Annotated in this window: 16 protein-coding genes and 1 riboswitch; of the genes, 13 read left to right on the top strand and 3 right to left on the bottom strand. The window is 40.0% G+C overall.

Features of this window, described 5'->3' with window-relative positions; translation table 11 throughout:
- Positions 1-65: 65 nt before the first annotated feature.
- From rapZ to whiA, 3 genes are read left to right on the top strand one after another with little or no spacing between them, the layout of a single operon-like run.
- Positions 66-956 carry an RNase adapter RapZ gene (gene rapZ / locus A2G56_RS03945; protein ID WP_062709342.1) on the top strand — a complete coding sequence of 297 codons (891 nt, stop codon included), beginning with the start codon at positions 66-68 and terminating at the stop codon, positions 954-956.
- Positions 953-1,930, top strand: a complete 978-nt coding sequence (locus A2G56_RS03940; protein ID WP_062709339.1) for a YvcK family protein — start codon at positions 953-955, stop codon at positions 1,928-1,930. The genes rapZ and A2G56_RS03940 overlap by 4 nt, the downstream gene beginning before the upstream one ends.
- Complete coding sequence (gene whiA / locus A2G56_RS03935) at positions 1,927-2,838, top strand: DNA-binding protein WhiA (RefSeq protein ID WP_062709336.1); 912 nt, start codon at positions 1,927-1,929, stop codon at positions 2,836-2,838. The genes A2G56_RS03940 and whiA overlap by 4 nt, the downstream gene beginning before the upstream one ends.
- A gap of 470 nt (positions 2,839-3,308) precedes the next feature.
- On the opposite strand, the gene A2G56_RS03930 is transcribed toward whiA, so the two are convergent.
- Entirely contained in the window at positions 3,309-4,763 is a 1,455-nt protein-coding gene (locus A2G56_RS03930; RefSeq protein WP_062709332.1) for an alpha-amylase, read from the bottom strand.
- 522 nt (positions 4,764-5,285) lie between these two features.
- Between A2G56_RS03930 and A2G56_RS03925 the strand changes: the two genes are divergently transcribed.
- Positions 5,286-6,818, top strand: coding sequence for a metal ABC transporter solute-binding protein, Zn/Mn family (locus A2G56_RS03925; RefSeq protein WP_062709330.1), 1,533 nt, complete (start codon positions 5,286-5,288; stop codon positions 6,816-6,818).
- Between the two features lie 553 nt (positions 6,819-7,371).
- Here the strand turns inward: A2G56_RS03925 and A2G56_RS03920 are convergent.
- Both A2G56_RS03920 and A2G56_RS03915 read right to left on the bottom strand, forming a co-directional pair.
- Positions 7,372-7,566 carry a hypothetical protein gene (locus A2G56_RS03920; RefSeq protein ID WP_062709327.1) on the bottom strand — a complete coding sequence of 65 codons (195 nt, stop codon included), beginning with the start codon at positions 7,564-7,566 and terminating at the stop codon, positions 7,372-7,374.
- A 30-nt stretch (positions 7,567-7,596) separates the two neighbouring features.
- Complete coding sequence (locus A2G56_RS03915; RefSeq protein ID WP_062709324.1) at positions 7,597-7,857, bottom strand: type B 50S ribosomal protein L31; 261 nt, start codon at positions 7,855-7,857, stop codon at positions 7,597-7,599.
- A 134-nt stretch (positions 7,858-7,991) separates the two neighbouring features.
- A riboswitch (PreQ1 riboswitch) is annotated at positions 7,992-8,089 on the top strand.
- Here A2G56_RS03915 and A2G56_RS03910 point away from each other — a divergent pair.
- The 9 genes from A2G56_RS03910 to A2G56_RS03870 all read left to right on the top strand — a co-directional run bounded on the left by A2G56_RS03910 (position 8,087) and on the right by A2G56_RS03870 (position 20,333).
- Complete coding sequence (locus A2G56_RS03910; protein WP_062709321.1) at positions 8,087-8,596, top strand: QueT transporter family protein; 510 nt, start codon at positions 8,087-8,089, stop codon at positions 8,594-8,596. It overlaps the preceding riboswitch by 3 nt.
- Before the next feature lie 152 nt (positions 8,597-8,748).
- Complete coding sequence (gene ligA / locus A2G56_RS03905) at positions 8,749-10,707, top strand: NAD-dependent DNA ligase LigA (RefSeq protein WP_062709318.1); 1,959 nt, start codon at positions 8,749-8,751, stop codon at positions 10,705-10,707.
- A 30-nt stretch (positions 10,708-10,737) separates the two neighbouring features.
- A complete protein-coding gene (locus A2G56_RS03900; protein ID WP_062709315.1) occupies positions 10,738-11,772 on the top strand; it encodes a diacylglycerol kinase family lipid kinase in 1,035 nt (344 codons plus the stop codon).
- 1 nt (position 11,773) lies between these two features.
- Positions 11,774-14,086 carry a type I pullulanase gene (gene pulA, locus A2G56_RS03895; protein WP_447449684.1) on the top strand — a complete coding sequence of 771 codons (2,313 nt, stop codon included), beginning with the start codon at positions 11,774-11,776 and terminating at the stop codon, positions 14,084-14,086.
- A 178-nt stretch (positions 14,087-14,264) separates the two neighbouring features.
- Positions 14,265-16,142, top strand: coding sequence for a 1,4-alpha-glucan branching protein GlgB (gene glgB / locus A2G56_RS03890; RefSeq protein ID WP_062709309.1), 1,878 nt, complete (start codon positions 14,265-14,267; stop codon positions 16,140-16,142).
- Positions 16,143-16,221: 79 nt separating this feature from the next.
- Complete coding sequence (locus tag A2G56_RS03885; RefSeq protein WP_062709306.1) at positions 16,222-17,361, top strand: glucose-1-phosphate adenylyltransferase; 1,140 nt, start codon at positions 16,222-16,224, stop codon at positions 17,359-17,361.
- Complete coding sequence (gene glgD / locus A2G56_RS03880; RefSeq protein WP_062709303.1) at positions 17,351-18,484, top strand: glucose-1-phosphate adenylyltransferase subunit GlgD; 1,134 nt, start codon at positions 17,351-17,353, stop codon at positions 18,482-18,484. The genes A2G56_RS03885 and glgD overlap by 11 nt, the downstream gene beginning before the upstream one ends.
- A complete protein-coding gene (gene glgA / locus A2G56_RS03875; protein WP_062709300.1) occupies positions 18,481-19,914 on the top strand; it encodes a glycogen synthase GlgA in 1,434 nt (477 codons plus the stop codon). The genes glgD and glgA overlap by 4 nt, the downstream gene beginning before the upstream one ends.
- A gap of 215 nt (positions 19,915-20,129) precedes the next feature.
- Positions 20,130-20,333 (top strand): F0F1 ATP synthase subunit C, encoded by a 204-nt coding sequence (locus tag A2G56_RS03870; protein WP_062709297.1) that lies wholly within the window; start codon positions 20,130-20,132, stop codon positions 20,331-20,333.
- Positions 20,334-20,367: the final 34 nt, after the last annotated feature.

The raw sequence follows: 20,367 nt of genomic DNA, 5'->3' as shown, positions 1-20,367 counted from the left end.
TTAGCGTCATTCCTAAAAAGACCTCAAAATTTGGTATAATAATAAAAACGAAAAGGAGAAAAGCAATGCCAGAAAATAAAATCAATCTCGTCATTGTAACGGGAATGAGTGGTGCCGGAAAGACCGTAGCTATCCAGTCTTTTGAAGATTTGGGTTACTTCACCATGGATAATATGCCACCAGCCCTCTTGCCCAAGTTCCTAGAGTTGGTAGAACAATCAGAAGGGACCAGTCGAGTAGCTGTTGTGGTTGATATGAGAAGTCGTCTCTTTTTCAAAGAAATCACAACCATTCTTAATCATTTAGAGAGCAACGAAGCTATTGATTTTAAGATTCTTTTTTTGGATGCGACTGATGGCGAATTGGTATCACGCTATAAAGAAACCCGTCGTAGCCATCCCTTAGCAGCTGATGGTCGTGTTTTAGATGGAATCACACTAGAGCGCGAACTGCTAGCTCCCTTAAAAAGTCTTAGTCAAAACGTGGTTGATACGACAGAGTTGACACCACGCAATCTACGAAAAGAAATTTCAGACCAATTTGCTCAAAATGCTGAAAAAACAGGTTTTCGTGTTGAAATTATCAGTTTCGGTTTCAAATATGGTCTTCCCTTAGATGCCGATTTGGTCTTCGATGTTCGCTTTTTGCCCAATCCTTATTATCAAGTTGAACTCAGAGAACAGACTGGTCTAGATCAGCCAGTTTACGACTACGTTATGAGCCAGCAAGAATCTGAAGACTTTTACACAAGCTTGCTTGGATTAATCGAACCTATCTTGCCAGCTTACCAACGAGAAGGCAAATCTGTCTTGACTGTTGCGGTTGGCTGTACAGGAGGTCAGCATCGTAGCGTCGCTTTCGCGCACCGTTTAGCCGCCGATCTGGCCAATAACTGGTCCATCAATGAAAGCCATCGAGACAAAGACCGACGCAAGGAAACGGTGAACCGCTCATGAAAAAACCGAAAATAACAGTTATCGGAGGAGGAACTGGTATTCCTGTTATCCTAAAGTCCTTACGTCATCAACATGTTGATATTACAGCAGTGGTAACAGTGGCTGATGATGGGGGCTCTTCTGGCAAACTACGCTCAGCCATGCAACTGACGCCTCCTGGTGATTTGCGTAATGTACTGGTAGCCATGAGTGATATGCCTAAGTTTTATGAAGAACTCTTTCAATACAGATTCAATGACACAGATGGTGTTTTAGCAGGTCATCCCCTTGGAAATCTGATTATCGCAGGTGTTTCTGAAATGGAAGGCTCTACCTACAATGCCATGCAAGCCCTGACACAATTTTTCCATACGACCGGTAAAATCTACCCATCAAGTGTGACGCCTTTAACCCTACATGCCGTTTTTAAAGATGGACATGAGGTTACCGGAGAAAGTCACATTTCAGAGTATGACGGCTTGATTGATCATGTCTACGTGACCAATACTTACAATGACGACATCCCAACAGCTAGTCCAAAAGTGGTAGAAGCTATCATGGAAAGTGATATGATTGTACTGGGACCGGGCTCCCTATTTACATCGATTTTACCCAATCTCGTTATTCCAGAAATTCGTCAAGCCCTGGTTGAAACCACAGCGGAAGTGGCTTATGTTTGTAATATTATGACTCAGTACGGTGAGACGGAACATTTTACAGATGCTGATCACCTAGCTGTTCTCAATCGTCATCTGGGTATTGATGTTATCGACACTGTTTTGGTTAATATCGAGCCTGTTTCACAAGAGTATATGGAAAATAACCAATTTGACGAGTATTTGGTTCAGGTTGAACATGATTTTAAAGGGCTTAAAAATAATGCAAAGCGCGTGATTTCGTCTAATTTTTTACGTTTGGAAAATGGCGGAGCCTTCCACCAAGGGGAACTTGTTGTTGAAGAATTAATGGATTTAGTGAGGACTAGATACCTATGAGTTTTACCACAACTGTCAAAGAAGAAATTCTGACAGAATCACCAAAAAGTAAAGAAGAATTATCAGCCATCATCAAAATGTCGGGGAGTATTGGCTTAACAGGACAGGGGCTAACCCTCTCTATTACTAGTGAAAATGCCAAGATTGCCCGCCACATTTATGCTCTTTTTGAAGCCTACTATGACCTTCACCCTGAAATCAAATACCATCAAAAGACCAACCTTCGAAAGAACCGAGTTTATAATGTTTTTGTTGACCAAGATGTGAATGATATTCTGGCCGATTTGCAGCTGGCCGATTCCTTTTTTGGCTTTGAAACTGGTATCAATCCAATGATACTGGAGGAAGACGACATGGGGAGAGCCTATCTACGAGGTGCTTTTTTGGCGACTGGCACCATTCGAGATCCTGAATCAGGTCGTTACCAATTAGAAATTTTTTCTGTTTATCAAGACCATGCAGAGGATTTGTGGCGTTTGATGCAAAAATTTCTCTTAGAAGCTAAAGTTATTGAACGTAAAAATGGCGTTGTGACTTACCTTCAAAAAGCAGAAGACATCATGGATTTTCTTCTCCTAGTGGGGGCAGAATCAGCCAAGGAAGCCTATGAAGAAGTGAAAATCTACCGCGAAGCTCGCAATGATATCAATCGTGCTAACAATGCTGAAACAGCTAATATCGCAAAAACGATTAGCGCCAGTATGAAAACCATCAACAATATTATCAAAATCATGGACACCGTTGGTTTGGATGCTTTACCGCTAGAACTACAACAGATAGCGCAAGTACGTATCGCTAATCCGGATTTCTCTATGCAACAAATGGCAGATAGTCTAGATTTTCCTTTAACCAAGAGCGGTGTTAACCACCGCCTAAGAAAAATCAATAAGTTTGCTGATGATTTATAACCGAAAAGAAGCTGGAGCAACCGCCCAGCTTCTTTTCGGTTATTGTTACACCTATCAGATGCAATAAATAGGTGGCTTGTCATAATCTGATATCAGCAGCTCCTAGAATTCGGCTTGTCATAATCTGATATCAGCAGCTCCTAAGCTCCTAGAATTCGGCTTTTCAGTGATAGTTCCTAGACAAGTAGAATTTAGAATGATCAAGAGTTGCTTCGTTTTAGGTTTATACACGTCGAGAATCAAAAGCAAACCTTGTTGACTTGATTTGATGACCTTCACTTCTATTTGCATTGGTGTCGCTTAGTCTGCTTTTGATTGTCATTGCGTTTTAAAAGGTCAATTCTGGAGGACTCTGGTTTTTAGTTAGAGACACCATCTTATGAAAGGAAAAAGGCATCGACAAGGTGGGTTGGAAAAAGCCTTGTCTTATGGCGTTCTAAAAAATGGTTGCGGATGATTAACAAAATGGGTTAATCCTTATTTGGTATCCAAGCACTGATGGATTCAGTGGCTACTGTAAATATTCCCCAACCTTCCTCGTCAATGGTAACAGGCGCTTCCTGCTTGTTTAAGGCATTGTAAAATGGGTGGTTTGCCCATGATTCCCCGACAAACATTTTCTTTTTCTGCCCAGTACTGTTTGTTACAAGTACTGCCAATGGTTTAGCGTGGGTGTCATCCCCCAGTCGTACCCAACCAATACAATCACTATCATCAAAGTAGTCCACCTGCTTGCCATAGGCATAATCTTGACGTAATTGTAAGAGACAGTCAATGGATTCTGTGAAGGCTTGTTGCGGATAACCGTCTTTGATACCGTAGTAATCGCCATAAAAGACACACGGAATCCCAGCTTCTCTGAGTAAAATCAATGCATAGGCTGCGGGTTTAAACCACTCTTCAACCGTTGACTCTAAGGCTTGCCCTCTTTGAGTATCATGATTATCAACAAAAGTGACAGCCTTTGTCGGATGGTTGTTAACTAAAGAGCCTTCAAAAATGCGTCTTAAATCAAAGTCTTTATGGTGACTAGCATCATAGAAATTTTGGTGTAGACGGACATCAACAAGGTCAAATTGATAACCAACACTTGCTAAGTAATCGGTATTGGCTGTTTCATCAGGATTCCAAAATTCTCCAAAGACATAAAAGTCCTCCCCGTGTTTTTCCCTAATGTCTCGGATCAAATTGGCTATAAAAAAGGAGTCAATATGCTTAATAGCATCCAGTCGAAACCCTTGAATACCTGTTGTTTCAATAAACCATTCTGCCCAATCATAGAGATTTTGGACAACTTCAGGATGTTTGAAATCCAGATCGGCATACATCAAATAGTCGTAGTTACCGTTTTCGCTATCAACCAAATTTTCGTTAGCCCAACCTTTATTATCGCCTTGAATTAAATAGACTCCTGTTTTCTTCGTCTTAGCATCGTAGTCTGTTCCCGTAAAATGATACCAGTGCCACTCAAAATCGTTATACATTTTCCGTCGACCTTCAAAGTTAAAATGCGTCCATCCTTTGATACCAAAAGGCTTTGATAAAGAACGGTTGCGGTCATTGGCATCGACTTCGATAACTTCAAAATGCTCCATGTGATCGGCAGCAGCTTTGTGATTTAAAACAATATCTGCAATAGGCTCAATACCATGAGTTTTAAGGGATTTAATAGCTTCTAAATAGTCATCTCTATCACCGTATTTGGTGCGTACGGTTCCTTTTTGATCAAATTCACCCAAGTCAAAAAGATCATAAATGCCATAACCGACATCGTTGGCATTAGTTGCTTTAAAAGCAGGAGGCATCCAAACTTTACTAATCCCCTTGCTAGCCAAATGTTCAGCATCTTTTGCGAGACGCTTCCAGTGCTTACCGTCATTAGGCAAGTACCATTCAAAATATTGCATGATGGTTTGATTAGGCATGATGTTTATCTCTCCTTTGTTAAGATATGTAATAGTTTAGCTTAATTTTTCAGTTTACGCAACCGATTGCGTAAAATAGAAGATGCTTTTGTGAAAACGATAACGATTTGAAAGGGTTAACAATAGACTGCTAAAGAAAGATGACCTAATACTCAATGAAAATCAAAAACAAACTAGGCAACACCAATACAGATGGGACTAAAGTTCATCAAATCATGTCAATAAGGTCTGCTTTTGATTTTGAAGAGTATTAAAAACCACCGTCAACAGACAATGGTTACAGAAAGTTAGTTTTTGATTTTGGATGAGTATAAACTTTCTGATTGACCATAAGCAAGTCTTTTATATGTATGACGATACCTGTTAGGTAGGATAGTTATGACAGATAGGGGCCTTTATGGGGTTCAGATGACGTCATCCTGAAAACGTTTAACAGAATCTTTTGGGTTGACATTCATCATAGAAATGCTATACTTAACCGGTAAAGCAAAAACTAAACCAGTTAAGGATAAGGAGTAAATCATGAAAAAGAAATCAATTCTCTCAATGGGTTTTGTTAGTTTATTTTCACTAGGTCTAGTGGCTCATAGCCAAACCGTTCAAGCAGCTGATAAGGATATTGAAGTTATTGCTTCATTTTATCCAATGTATGAATTTACCAAACAAGTTGTTGGTGATGAAGGTAAAGTGAGTCTGTTAATCAAAGCAGGGACAGAAGCACACGACTTTGAACCATCAACTAAAGACATTACCAAGATTCAAAAAGCGGATGCTTTCGTCTATGATGATGACAACATGGAAACATGGGTGCCAAAAGTTAAGAAATCTCTTGACAACAAAGGTGAAAACTTCATCAAAGCCACTGGCGACATGCTCCTGATGGGTGGCGGCGGACATGACCACGACCATGGGGAAGAAGAACATGATCATGGTGAAGAAGGTCACACCCACGAATTTGATCCACACGTGTGGTTATCTCCTGAGCGCTCACAAACTCTTGTGGACAACATTGCCAAAGACTTGTCTAAAAAATTCCCAGAAAAAGCGGATGCTTTCAAGAAAAATGCCGAAGCTTACAATAAAAAATTATCAGATCTTGATAAGAAATATGATGAAGCTTTGAAGAATGCGAAGCAAAAGAGTTTTGTAACACAGCATGCTGCCTTTGGTTACCTTGCCCTTGATTATGGCTTAAACCAAGTGCCAATCACTGGTGTATCAGCGGAAGCAGAGCCTTCTGCAAAACGCCTCGCTCAACTATCAAAATACGTTAAAAAATACGATATTAGCTACATCTACTTTGAAGAAAATGCGTCTTCAAAAGTATCAAAAACACTTGCTGATGAAGCAGGCGTTAAGACAGAAGTGCTAAATCCACTTGAAAGTTTGACCTCTAAACAGATGAAAAAAGGCGAAGACTATATCTCTGTGATGGAGAAAAACTTGAAAGCTCTTCGTAAAACAACGGACAAAGCAGGAAAAGAAATCGAACCAGAAAAAGGCGTTGAAAAAACTGTCTATAATGGTTACTTCAAGGATAGTCAAATCAAAGACCGTAAATTGTCAGATTGGTCTGGTAAATGGCAATCTGTTTACCCATTGCTTCAAGATGGTACTTTAGATGAAGTCTTTGAATACAAAGCTAAGAAAAATCCAGACATGTCAGCTGCTGAATATAAAGATTACTACACAACTGGATACAAAACAGATGTTGAACAAATTAACATTGACGGTAAAAAAATGACTATGGAATTTGTCCAAAACGGCAAATCTCATAAGTTCACTTATAAATACGCTGGCCGCGAAACATTGAATTATGAAAAAGGTAATCGTGGCGTTCGTTTCATGTTTGAAACTGACGACAAAGATGCTGGACAATTCAAATATGTTCAATTCTCTGATCATGATATTCGCCCAAATAAAGCTGAGCATTTCCACATCTACTTTGGTGGAGAAAGTCAAGACGCTCTTCTTAAAGAGCTTGAGCATTGGCCAACTTACTACCCAACTGACTTGTCAGGTCATGAGGTAGCTCAAGAAATGTTAGCCCACTAAAATCCAATATCCCAAACCCTTTCGCAGGTCGTTAAGTAACGATCTGCTTTTTGCCATGCTCATGAATGAGTGACTGACATTTAAAGGAGCATCAGCTGAAAGAGCAGTGAGCCAACAACAGCTTCCTAAAGGTATGGACTAATGGCGACACGTTGAGCGAGACATTTCAGAAAAATGTAGTCAATATTCTACACTAATATTGTTTTTTTTTTTCCTCAATAGTTGATAAGAGGTCGTAAAAAGCCAACCGTCAGACAGGATTGGGTCACTAACCAATTTCAGCGACAAGCAATCTCCTACACCAAAAACGGTCTTCTGTGACTTTGCTAAAAGAAATGTAGAGATAAAAGAAGGACATATTGGGTCCATGGGTAGACAATCCCTCTTAAACAAAAGTAGTATGGATATTATCGTATGAAACACCAAAACGCTTAGAAATGCTAATATGCTATGCTTCTCAGCGTTTTAAAACGTTCAACAGAAAAGGTTTTCTTTATATTGATTGAAAATTAGGTAGCTCATTACTTCAAGAACAGGTTAGGTTCCAAATCTCCTAGAGATGTTTTATTTGTTGACTAGCTTGGACTTGCGATGTGTCAAAGATATTTTTTTCAATAGAGGAAATCTTAGGGTTTTCTTCTTGTGTCAACGTTGACTCTTTAGTGGTGGAGTCTGCTGATGCTGACTGGAAAAGGTCAAAAATGTAGGGACTTTGTGGGTAGTTTAGACAATAAAAAACCACTTCCATAAAGGGAAGTGGTTTTTTGCAACACCGTGATTATTTCGCAGCGTTTGGATCTTTGAGACCGTATTTTTTGTTGAAACGGTCCACACGGCCATCGGCTTGTGTGAATTTTTGACGTCCTGTGTAGAATGGGTGTGAATCAGAAGAGATTTCAACACGGATAAGTGGGTATGTTGCACCTTCAAATTCAACAGTTTCGCTAGTTTCTTTTGTAGAACCGCTAACGAATTGGTAACCAGTAGTTGTGTCTAGGAAAACTACTGGACGGTAGTTAGGATGGATATCTTTTTTCATTGTTAATGTTTCCTTTCTGCCATAGCAATTTTCTTGCCATAGTTATTAACCATTTCATTCTAACAAAACTTGAGTGACTTGACAAGGTTTTTATGTTTTTTTTCTTAGAAATTCTCTATCTTTTTCGATAATTCTGTGATAAACTAGGAATGTTGTTTTAACAACCCTTGGTGCTTACTTCCCTTTCACCAAGCATATTACAAACGGTTGAACCGTTAAAGGAGAATATATGAAAAATCTTACTGTTCGTGACTATGTTCAGATTGCATTAGTTGCCGCACTTTATGTCGTTTTAACGATTACGCCACCTTTAAATGCCATTTCTTATGGGGCTTACCAGTTTCGCGTCTCTGAAATGTTTAATTTTCTGGCTTTTTATCATCCAAAGTATATCATTGCAGTAACGCTTGGTTGTATGATTGCTAACTTTTATAGCTTCGGTATGATTGATGTGCTCGTTGGTGGTGGATCGACACTGGTTTTTGTTTCTTTAGGCGTTTTGCTCTTTAAGAAATTTCACAATCAAACCCTCTTTAATGGTCTATTTGACAAAGCCTTCTTTTACTTTTCATTCTTCTTTGCTGCATCTATGTTTACAGTAGCACTCGAGTTGAAAGTGATTGCTCAGGTACCATTCTTTTTAACTTGGTTCACTTCAGGTGTTGGTGAGTTGGTTTCTCTCCTGATTGGGTCATTGATTATTAAGAGTCTCTCAAAACGAATCGATTTTACAAAATAGTCATATATATTGAGTCTAGAGCAATTGTTCTAGACTTTTTTTGATGATATGAGCTCTTAATTAATTGTTTTCTTGATGATAGGTCTCTCTTATTTTACTATTTTCTATCAATCTCATTCTATAAAAACAGGTAAATATGCTAAAATAAGGATATGGAAAATCGTATGAAAGAATTGGTTGCACAACTCAATCAATATGCTAAAGAATATTATACCCAAGACAATCCATCTATTTCTGATGCCGAATATGACAAATACTATCGAGAACTTGTCGAATTGGAAAAGAAATACCCAGAATTGATCCAAGACAACAGCCCTACCTATCGCGTTGGCAGTTTGGTTCTTTCTGGTTTTGAAAAATACCAGCACGTCTATCAACTTTATAGCTTAGAAGATGCCTTTTCGAGAGAAGAGTTAGACCTTTTTGATGCTCGCGTCAAAGCTGAATTTCCTAAGGCAAGTTATGTTGCAGAATTAAAAATTGATGGCTTATCGATTTCCCTGACTTACCAAAATGGTAAGTTGGTTACAGGAGCTACCCGTGGTGACGGTTCTATTGGAGAAAACATCACTGAAAACCTGAAACGTGTCAAAGACATCCCCTTAAAGCTTGAAAAGCCTATCGACATTACCGTCAGAGGAGAAGCTTATCTGCCGAGAGCGTCTTTTGCTGCTATCAATCTTGATCGTCAAGAAAATGGGGAAACAGAGTTTGCTAATCCGAGAAATGCTGCAGCAGGCACTTTGCGCCAGTTAGACACTAGTATTGTCTCCAAGCGCAATTTGGCGACATTCTTGTATCAAGAAGCCAGTCCCAGTCATCAAGATAACCAAGAAGAAGTGCTAAGTCACTTGTCAGCCCTTGGGTTTTCGGTCAATCAAGAACGTCTCATTACCTCTTCTATGGACGAGATTTGGAGCTTTATTCAAAGGATTCAAGAGCATCGAGAAGAGCTACCATATGATATTGATGGCATTGTTATCAAAGTCAATGATTTACATGTTCAAGAAGAACTAGGTTTCACCGTTAAAGCCCCTAAATGGGCTATCGCTTACAAGTTTCCTGCTGAGGAAAAAGAAGCAGAACTTCTCTCTGTGGATTGGACTGTTGGACGTACAGGGGTTGTCACACCGACTGCCAACTTGACTCCTGTTCAGCTAGCAGGAACAACTGTTAGCCGAGCAACCCTTCACAATGTTGATTATATTGCTGAAAAAGATATACGCATTGGCGACTCCGTCATTGTTTACAAGGCAGGTGATATCATTCCAGCTGTTTTACGAGTTAACAAGGATAAGCGGACCAACCAAGAACCATTAGCTATTCCGACAACCTGTCCATCTTGCGGGAGTGAGTTGGTGCATCTCAAAGACGAGGTTGCTTTACGCTGTATTAATCCGCTCTGCCCAAACCTTATTCGGCGAAGTTTAGAACATTTTGCTAGTCGAAATGCTATGAACATTGCAGGATTGGGACCTTCAGTTGTTGAGAAAATGTACTCTGCTAAGTTGGTTAAAGATGTTGCAGACATTTATCAATTGTCAGTTGATGAGTTATTAACCTTACCAAACATCAAAGAAAAATCGGCAGAAAAACTTTACCAAGCTATTCAACAGTCAAAAGATAATTCTGCTGATAAATTGCTCTTTGGATTAGGGATTCGTCATGTTGGCGCTAAGGCGAGCCGTCTGATGTTAGAAGAATTTGAAACCATTCCTAATCTAGTAAACGCTCAAGAAGAGGCCATCGCCGCTATTGATGGGCTAGGCACAGTTATTGCAGAATCAGTACACAGCTATTTTGCTAAAGAAGAAGCAAGACTGCTCGTGGAAGAGTTGGATCAAGCCGGAGTTAATCTAGCTTATCTAGGTAAAAAAGTGTCTAAAGACGCACAGCTATCAGGTATGACGGTTGTTCTAACTGGAAAATTAGAAGCATTAACGCGCACCCAAGCTAAAGAAAAATTAGAAGCCTTAGGGGCTAAGGTAACAGGTTCTGTTTCCAAAAAGACAGACTTAGTTGTAGCTGGCGTTGATGCAGGTAGCAAATTAGAAAAAGCTCAAGCACTAGGCATTCGTGTGGAATCGGAAAAATGGTTAAGTGATTTATAAGAGTGAGAAGACGTTACAGTAGGAGAAAATATGACAAATCACAAGAGAGCTCGTTTGATTTATAACCCCACATCAGGGCAAGAAATTATGAAGAAAAACGTGGCTGAAGTTTTAGATGTGCTGGAAGGGTTTGGTTATGAAGCTTCCGCCTTTAGGACAACTGCAGCAGCAAATTCAGCACGTGATGAGGCACACAGAGCTGCTCAAGCAGGCTTTGATTTGGTGATTGCTGCAGGTGGTGATGGTACTATTAATGAGGTTGTTTCTGGGATTGCTCCTCTTGACAAACGACCTAAGCTGGCCATTATCCCAACAGGGACGACCAATGACTTTGCGCGTGCTCTAAAAATTCCACGTGGCAAGCCTGTTGAAGCGGCTAAATTGATAGGAAAAAACCAAACCCTCAACATGGATATTGGTTTAGCAGAAGAAGATAACTATTTTATTAACATTGCGGCTGCAGGAACCTTGACTGAGTTGACCTATAGTGTACCTAGTCAGTTGAAAACAATGTTTGGCTACTTGGCTTACTTGTCTAAAGGGGTTGAGCTCTTGCCACGCGTTCGAAATAGACCAGTTAAGATTACACACGATAAAGGTGTTTTTGAAGGACAAGCTTCAATGATTTTTGCCGCCATTACAAACTCAGTCGGTGGTTTTGAAACGATTGCCCCAGATGCCAAATTAGACGATGGTATGTTTACCTTGATTGTCGTTAAAACAGCCAACCTTTTTGAAATCGTTCACTTGATTCGTTTGGTTTTACAAGGCGGTAAGCATGTGAAACACCCCTTAATTGAATATATCAAAACCAATGAAATCAGGATTGAGCCACAAAGTCAAAACCGTATGATGATCAACCTTGATGGCGAATATGGCGGTGATGCCCCAATTACTTTGAAGAATTTAAAGAATCATATCACATTCTTTGCCAATACTGACGAAATTTCTGAAGATGCTATGGTACTTGAAACAGAAGATCTAGCTTTAGAGGCCATTGCTCAGAAATTTGCACATGAGGTGGAGGATTTTGAGGAGCAAGAAGGAATTGATGAAAACGTATAATATTAGAAATACTGTGGTTGTTCATTATCACAGACGACAGGGAAATTACTTTGATTTGAGCCTTTGGCGATGGCTTGATAACGAGTGGGGACAAGAAGATCGCTTTTTGCGATACGATAGTTTTGGTGCGGTGGCTGTTTTGGATTTTGATGCGATGCACTATTTAAGCCATGTCTATGTCATGATTAAAAATCAAAACTGGACCTACAAGACAAGTGAATATCGTGTCAATAAGACAGAAGGGGTGCCTAAAACAGAAGTTTGGATTGTAGATGGTGATGATACCCTTTACTATTCTCGGCAAGCGGCTGTCGCTAGTTCATCTTATGGCCGAAGACGCCCTCGAGGTTTTGATATGGCTATCAATGCTACAGCTTTTGATAAAAAGTGGGGATTTGATGGCTGGCTTGGAACGAAATACAGCAAGGAAGAAACGACTTTCCGCCTCTGGGCACCTACAGCAGAAAGAGTAGAAGTGATCTTATACCGCTCAACAGCTGAAGACGCTAGTGTTGATCGTGTTATTCCTATGGAACGCGGAACCAATGCAAATCCTGAAAATCATCAAGAAAACACCCAGGGTTTGTGGGAGTTGAGCCTAAGCGAAGACTTGAATTACCATGCCTATACTTATCGAGTTTATTACCGCAAGCGAACCTTTTCAGATACGCGAGATCCATACTCAACCGCCACGACTGCTAATGGTCGTCGTTCTATCATTATTGATCCAGCTCTGATGTCTCCTCAAGGATTTAGTGTCAAACATGGTAACGAAGCCAAGTGGAGGGTTGAAAATCCTAACCAAGCAGTTATTACAGAAATGCACATTCGAGACTTTTCCAAGTCTCCTTCATCAGGTGTGCGAGAAAAGAATCGCGGAAAATACCTAGGAGCGATTGAAACGGGGACAAGGAACCGTTTTGGCGATAAAACTGGTTTTGATTATATCAAAGAATTGGGCACCTCCTATATCCAATTACAACCGGTTTTTGACCATCACCAAACTTTTGATGACAATGGTGACTACGCTTACAATTGGGGCTATGATCCTGAGAACTTTAATGTGCCGGAAGCCAGTTTTGCCAGTAATCCTCATGAGCCCCTGTCTCGAATCCATGAACTTAAGCAGCTGATACAAGCCTATCACGATGCCGGGATAGGCGTCATCATCGATGTGGTCTACAATCATACGTTTTCAAATGTTGATTCAGCCTTTCAGTTAACAGTGCCAGACTATTATTACAGAATGAACCAGGATGGTACCTTCCAGAATGGTACGGGTGTTGGGAATGAAACAGCAAGTGAAAAAGAAATGTTCCGTAAATATATGCTTGATTCGATTCGTTATTGGATTGAAGAGTATAATATTGATGGATTTAGATTTGACTTGATGGGAATTCACGATGTTACGACAATGAATGCTATTCGACAAATGGTTGACCAAATTGATCCAAGGATTCTGCTTTATGGCGAAGGATGGGATATGGGGATTGGTCTCATGCCAGAAGATAAAGCCAAAAAAGACAATGCTAATCAAATGCCTGGAATTGGATTTTTTAATGATAATCAACGTGACGCTGTTAAAGGAGCGGAAGTCTACGGTGATTTGACACATGGTTTTGTATCAGGTGCAGCGACAGAAGACATCGTTGCAAAATCCATTTTAGGTAGTGATGAACTAGTTGATTACTTAGCACCTAATCAGGTTCTTAATTACGTTGAGGCTCACGATAATTATAATTTAAACGACTTGTTATGGACCTTGCACCCTTCTGATGATGATAAAACACATATCAAGCGAGTTGAGATGGCAACGACCATCAATCTCTTGTCACAAGGCATGTGTTTCATGCAGCTCGGTCAAGAGTTCTTAAGGACTAAACGGGTGGCAACTGGTAAAGATGGTGAATTAACACCTCAGGATATGCATTATGCGATGAATTCTTACAACGCGCCGGACGCTGTCAATCAGATTGACTGGGATTTAGTGACCTACCATAAGGAAACGATTACCTTTGTTCGGAAATTGATTGACTTGAAAACAAGGGATAAAGCCTTCTCATGGAGCAGTTTCGAAGACATACGGCGCCATGTTTACATTGAAAACGCAGTTCCATCTTCGGGCCATATCAGCTTCCTTATTGAAGGAAATCAGAAATACCGAATTATTCTGAATACAAGTGGAAAAAAATTGAAAATTTCACTGACAGAAAACGAAAAATATGATATACTATTTTCAAACATGAAGCGTTTACAACCTCAAGATCCTGAACTTGAAACGTTAAGTACGCTGGTCTTTGAAATACACCAATAACCCTAGTAACCACTAAGGGTTATTTTGGTATTTTTGAAGGCAGACTAGACGATTCTAGTTCGGTAGTTTAGACCTGTCGTGTCAGTAGTGCGAAGTGTATTAGTGATGATATATTTTTTAGTGATAAATGACAGATAATTCCAACATTTTGTAAAGCTTTGTCAGAAAGGATGGTGCTATGGATAGAGATGGGCATCTCTATACCTTAGGTATAGGAGAAAATTATCATTTACAAGATTTTTTAGGGGCGCACGAGGCTTCTGGTGATGAGCAAACGGGCTACCATTTTAGGGTCTGGGCGCCAAATGCTGAAAATGTACAGATCATTGGTGATTTTACAGGTTGGTACGACTTTCCCCTGCAGTTACAACGACACGAGACGGGTGTTTGGGAAGGGCATAGTCCTTATGCTGGCGAAGGTCAAATATACAAGGTTCTAGTCCAAAGGCAAGGCGGTCAAGTTATTGAAAAGATTGATCCCTTTGCTCGCTATCTGGAAAATCGTCCAAGTACAGGAGCTATTTTACAAAAGTCGGATAAGAGAAAATGGAAAGACGGCCTCTGGATGGGACGTCGAAAACGCTTTGGATTCAAATCGCGCCCTGTCAACATCTACGAAGTTCATGCTGGCTCTTGGAGAACAGATGATTCGGGAAATCCCTACACCTTCAAACAACTCGAAAAGGAATTGATTCCTTATCTAGTTGAGATGAACTACACTCATGTTGAGTTTTTGCCCGTGATGGCACATCCACTAGGCATGAGTTGGGGATACCAACTTATGGGTTACTTTGCTTTTGAACACACCTACGGCACGCCTGAAGAATTTAAAGATTTTGTGGAAGCTTGTCATCTCCATAATATTGGTGTCATCGTTGATTGGGTACCAGGCCACTTCACGCAAAATGATGATGCTCTGGCTTACTATGACGGAACACCGACCTTTGAATATCAAGATCCTGATCGAGCTAGAAATGTTGGCTGGGGAGCCCTCAATTTCGACTTGGGGAAAAATCAGGTTCATTCCTTCCTAATCTCATCCATTCTTTATTGGATTGAAGCTTTTCATATTGATGGTATCAGAGTTGATGCTGTGACGAACATGCTTTATCGTGATTTCGATCAAGGACCATGGACGCCGAATATTTTCGGAGATAATCGTAATCTTGAAGGGATTAATTTTTTGCAAAAAATGACAACGATTGTGAAAAGTTATCATCCAGGAGTCATGTTGATTGCTGAAGAGTCCTCATCACAAATACCTATAACAAAGCCAGTTGAAGAAGGCGGCTTGGGATTTGACTACAAGTGGAATATGGGATGGATGAATGATATTCTTAGATTTTATGAGGAAGATCCTATCTATCGCAAAAATGATTTTAACCTAGTCACCTTTAGTTTTATGTATTGCTTTAAGGAAAATTACATTCTGCCATTCTCACATGACGAGGTGGTGCATGGCAAGAAAAGCATGATGCACAAAATGTGGGGAGACCGTTACAAGCAATTTGCAGGACTTCGTAATCTTTATGCCTATCAGATATTCCATCCTGGTAAGAAGTTGCTTTTCATGGGGTCGGAATTTGGCCAATTCTTAGAATGGAAGTCACATGAACAGCTAGAATGGCAAAATCTCGAAGATCCTTTGAATCAAAAAATGCAATTTTTCACCAGCCAACTAAACCGTTTTTATAAAGATCATAGAGCCTTGTGGCAGATTGATGATTCTTACGATGGTATAGATATTATTGATGCAGATAACAAGGATGAAACCATCTTAGCCTTTGCTCGACAAAGCAAAAAAGGCGAGCTTCTTCTTGGTGTCTTCAATATGACACCGGTCGAAAGACGAGATTATACGGTTGGGGTACCTGTTGCAGGTATTTACGAAGAAGTGATCAATACTGAACTTGAGATTTATGGTGGAACGTGGACTAAGGGTAATTCGCCACAGAAAACTGTGAAAACAAAGTGGAACGATTATGACCAAATGTTAAGCTTCACGCTACCAGCCTTAGGAGCAAGTATCTGGAAGATCAAACGACGTCTAAAATGATTTAGAGCATTCTCATTACGATCATAGCGCACACAAAGCAATAGTTGCCAGTTGTTTAAGATAAAAAGAAGGAAAATGTATGAAAAATGAAATGTTAGCTCTCATCTTAGCTGGAGGACAAGGAACCCGGCTAGGAAAATTGACACAAAATATTGCTAAACCAGCGGTTCAATTTGGTGGGCGATATCGCATTATTGATTTTGCCTTGTCAAACTGCACAAACTCGGGCATTCAACAAGTCGGCGTGATTACCCAGTATCAACCCTTAGGATTGAACCAGCACATCGGAAATGGTTCTTCATGGGGATTAGATGGCATCAATGCTGGTGCAACTATTTTACAACCCTATTCAGCAACAGAAGGCAATCGTTGGTTCCAAGGAACTAGCCACGCTATTTACCAAAACATTGAGTATATTGACAGGATCAATCCTGAATACGTTTTGATTTTATCAGGCGACCATATCTATAAAATGGATTACGACGATATGCTTCAGACTCATAAGGATAATATGGCTAGTTTGACAGTAGCTGTTATTGATGTGCCCCTAAAAGAAGCTAGTCGTTTTGGAATTATGAATACTGATTCTAATGATCGCATTGTTGAATTTGAAGAAAAGCCAGAACATCCAAAATCCACAAAAGCATCTATGGGAATCTACATTTTTAACTGGGAAGCTCTTCGTGAAATGTTGGTCAATGGAGAGAAAAACGGCGTTGATATGTCGGACTTTGGTCAAAATGTCATCCCAGCCTATCTTGAATCAGGTGAACGTGTTTATACGTATAACTTTAAGGGATATTGGAAAGATGTTGGAACCATTGAATCATTATGGGAAGCTAATATGGAATATATTCCAGTTGATAACGAACTTGACAGTCGTGACCGTTCATGGAAAATTTACTCTAAAAACGAGATTGCACCACCTAACTTTATTTCTGAGAAAGCAGACGTCAAAGATTCATTAGTTGTCGATGGTTGCTTTGTTGACGGGAAAGTATCGCATTCTATTTTATCAACCAATGTGCAAGTTAGAGAAGGGGCTCATGTCCAAGACAGTTTTATCATGAGTGGTGTTAAAATCGGTAAAGGAGCTCTTATCAAACGTGCGATTATCGGTGAGGGAGCAACCATCGCAGATGGTGTTGTCATCGATGGAACAGATGAGGTTCAAGTTGTAGGATACAATGAAGTAGTGGGGGTACCGAATGAAGATTGATAAATACACAGCCATTTTGGGCAACGCCGTTGGCTACCACGATATGGAAAGTTTGACGAATAATAGACCACTAGCCAATCTCCCTTTTGATGGGAAATACCGCTTGATTGACTTTCAGTTATCAAGTCTTGCCAATGCGGGTATCCGTAGCGTTTATGGGATTTTCCGTGGACAAAATATTCGATCAGTATTTGACCACGTACGAAGTGGTCGTGAGTGGGGCTTGAACACCTTGACTAGTCATTACTTCCTTGGCTTTTATAACACTGACGACGAAACAACCATGACAGACAAGGATTATTATAGCCAGATTTTGACCTATCTCAAACGTTCAGGATCAGATCAAACCGTTTATATGTCTTGTGATATCCTATCAAATATTAATATTGAACAAGTGATTCATCTTCATAACGCTAATAAGCGTCAGATCACAGTGGTCTATAAACGATTAGCTAAAGGAGCTATCTCATCAGCTAATGAAGTTCTAGCTATTGACGAACACGACAACGTGATTGGCAAACAGAAACTTGAAGATGCCGTAGAGCCTGTTCCGATGTCAGCAGATATCTATGTGGTCAACACGCCTTGGCTGATTGAAAAATTAGAAGAAGAAGCGCAAAAAGAAAAACCTCGAAAGATTCGTTATTTACTTCGTGAGTTAATCGTTACAGAGCAAGCGCTAGCCTTTGAGTATACCGGTTATCTATCCAATATTACATCTGTAAAATCCTATTACGATGCCAACATGGATATGTTGGACCCTCAAAAATTCTACTCACTTCTTTATTCAAATCAAAAGGTATACACTAAAGTTAAGAATGAAGAATCTACTTATTTTGACCAATCATCTGAAATCAATAACTCTCAGTTTGCATCGGGCTCAGAAATTTATGGACAGGTCAACCACTCTATTGTTTCAAGATCCTGTCACATTGCTAAAGGTAGTCGCATTGATCATGCCCTTATCTTCCCTAAAGTGACCATTGAAGAAGGTGCTGTCGTTGAATATGCCATTATCGATAAAAATGTTACGGTTCCAGCTGGCGTAACGCTTAAAGGAACGATCGAAAAACCATTGGTTATTGGAAAAGGACAAGTCATTACAGGAGATATAATTCAATGAAACTCTTATTTGTAGCGGCAGAAGGTGCTCCCTTTTCTAAAACAGGAGGTCTGGGGGATGTGATTGGTGCGCTCCCCAAGTCTCTTGTTAAACATGGTCACGAAGTAGCTGTCATCTTGCCATATTATGATAGTGTAGCGGATAAATTTGGCGACCAAGTAGAAGATTGCTTTGACTTTACAGTCAATGTCGGTTGGCGCCATCAATATGCAGGAGTAAAGTACATTCAACGCGAGGGTGTTCATTTCTTCTTCATTGATAACCAATACTATTTTTTCCGTGGCTCTGTTTATGGCTTTTGGGACGATGGGGAGCGTTTCGCCTTTTTCCAACTAGCCGCTTTGGAATTAATGGAAAAAATTGATTTTATTCCTGACATTCTTCATGTTCATGATTACCATACAGCTATGGTGCCATTTCTGTTGAAAGAAAAATACCATTGGATTCAAGCTTATCGAGGTATTAAAACAGTCTTTACGATTCATAATATTGAATTTCAAGGCCAGTTTGGACCAGAAATGCTAGGTGATCTGTTTGGTGTAGGAAGTGAACGTTATGAAGATGGCACTTTACGTTGGAATAATTGTCTCAACTGGATGAAGGCGGGAGTTTTGTATGCTGATCGAGTTAGCACCGTATCCCCATCATATGCAGAAGAGATTAAAACGCCAGCCTTTGGTAAAGGCTTAGACCAAATCATGAGGATGGAATCTGGTAAATTATCAGGTATTGTCAATGGTATTGATACTGATTTGTTGAATCCTGAAACGGATCCACTTATCCCTTACCGCTTTTCTAAGGATGACTTGACTGGAAAAGCTAGGAACAAGGCTGCCTTGCAAGAGCACATGGGTCTTCCTGTCAGAGCAGACCTACCATTGATCGGTATTGTTTCGCGACTAACAGATCAAAAAGGATTTGATTTGGTTGTTAGCGAGTTGGAACATATTTTGCAGCATGATGTACAACTCGTTCTTTTGGGAACGGGTTATGCAGATTATGAAAATGCCTTTTCTTGGTTTGCCAGCCAGTATCCAGATAAGTTAGCAGCCAATATCATGTTTGACTTAGGACTTGCCCAAGAAATTTATGCGGCATCGGATGTGTTTCTCATGCCGTCAGCCTTTGAACCGTGTGGTTTATCTCAAATGATGGCCATGCGATATGGGTCATTACCGATTGTCAGCCAAGTCGGTGGTTTGAAAGACACGGTAGAATCTTACAATGAATTTACCGGTCAGGGCACAGGTTTTTGCTTCGGTGAATTGACAGGGTATTGGTTAACCAAGACGATAGAAAGAGCCTTGCAGGTCTACAGTCAAGATAAAAGAGCTTGGCAAGGTCTACAGCAAGAAGCCATGTCACGAGATTTTTCATGGGACACGGCCAGTCTAGCCTATGAAGAACTTTATCAGCAATTACACGAATAAAATCATAAGGAAGTTAGAGACAATCTGACTTTCTTTTCGCGCTAGCTAGTTATGGAACTATATATATAGGAAGAAACTAGTTTCAATGGTCAAACAAAGGTCAGTGATGGTTTAAGATTTAGTTCAGGAAGCGCTAACAATACTTATTTTCATTGACATCACTATAAAATAGGACTAAAATAGCATGGTAAAAAATTTTAAAGGAGAATTCTATTATGAATTTACAAATTTTGGCACTCGGTCTCGCAGTTATGGGTGTAAGTATCGGTGAGGGAATCCTCGTTGCGAACATTGCAAAATCTGCAGCACGTCAACCAGAAATGTTTAGCAAATTGCAAACATTGATGTTTACAGGAGTTGCCTTTATCGAAGGTACTTTCTTCGTCCTTTTCGCTTTCACTTTCTTTGTCGGAAAATAATCGATTAACAGTGAACTGTAAAAAGGAGGGATAA

The organism is Streptococcus halotolerans (assembly GCF_001598035.1).
Lineage (GTDB): Bacteria > Bacillota > Bacilli > Lactobacillales > Streptococcaceae > Streptococcus > Streptococcus halotolerans.
The sequence above is the reverse complement of the archived record's forward strand: the minus strand, read 5'-3'. Positions and strand labels throughout refer to the sequence as shown.

Bases quoted from the DNA above. Each gene is read 5' to 3' on its own strand.
- A2G56_RS03870 (WP_062709297.1), top strand. From the start codon at position 20,130: ATGAATTTACAAATTTTGGCACTCGGTCTCGCAGTTATGGGTGTAAGT.
- A2G56_RS03925 (WP_062709330.1), top strand. From the start codon at position 5,286: ATGAAAAAGAAATCAATTCTCTCAATGGGTTTTGTTAGTTTATTTTCA.
- A2G56_RS03930 (WP_062709332.1), bottom strand. From the start codon at position 4,763: ATGCCTAATCAAACCATCATGCAATATTTTGAATGGTACTTGCCTAAT.
- whiA (WP_062709336.1), top strand. From the start codon at position 1,927: ATGAGTTTTACCACAACTGTCAAAGAAGAAATTCTGACAGAATCACCA.
- ligA (WP_062709318.1), top strand. From the start codon at position 8,749: ATGGAAAATCGTATGAAAGAATTGGTTGCACAACTCAATCAATATGCT.
- A2G56_RS03900 (WP_062709315.1), top strand. From the start codon at position 10,738: ATGACAAATCACAAGAGAGCTCGTTTGATTTATAACCCCACATCAGGG.
- A2G56_RS03915 (WP_062709324.1), bottom strand. From the start codon at position 7,857: ATGAAAAAAGATATCCATCCTAACTACCGTCCAGTAGTTTTCCTAGAC.
- A2G56_RS03885 (WP_062709306.1), top strand. From the start codon at position 16,222: ATGAAAAATGAAATGTTAGCTCTCATCTTAGCTGGAGGACAAGGAACC.
- A2G56_RS03920 (WP_062709327.1), bottom strand. From the start codon at position 7,566: ATGGAAGTGGTTTTTTATTGTCTAAACTACCCACAAAGTCCCTACATT.
- glgD (WP_062709303.1), top strand. From the start codon at position 17,351: ATGAAGATTGATAAATACACAGCCATTTTGGGCAACGCCGTTGGCTAC.
- glgA (WP_062709300.1), top strand. From the start codon at position 18,481: ATGAAACTCTTATTTGTAGCGGCAGAAGGTGCTCCCTTTTCTAAAACA.
- glgB (WP_062709309.1), top strand. From the start codon at position 14,265: ATGGATAGAGATGGGCATCTCTATACCTTAGGTATAGGAGAAAATTAT.
- rapZ (WP_062709342.1), top strand. From the start codon at position 66: ATGCCAGAAAATAAAATCAATCTCGTCATTGTAACGGGAATGAGTGGT.
- A2G56_RS03910 (WP_062709321.1), top strand. From the start codon at position 8,087: ATGAAAAATCTTACTGTTCGTGACTATGTTCAGATTGCATTAGTTGCC.
- A2G56_RS03940 (WP_062709339.1), top strand. From the start codon at position 953: ATGAAAAAACCGAAAATAACAGTTATCGGAGGAGGAACTGGTATTCCT.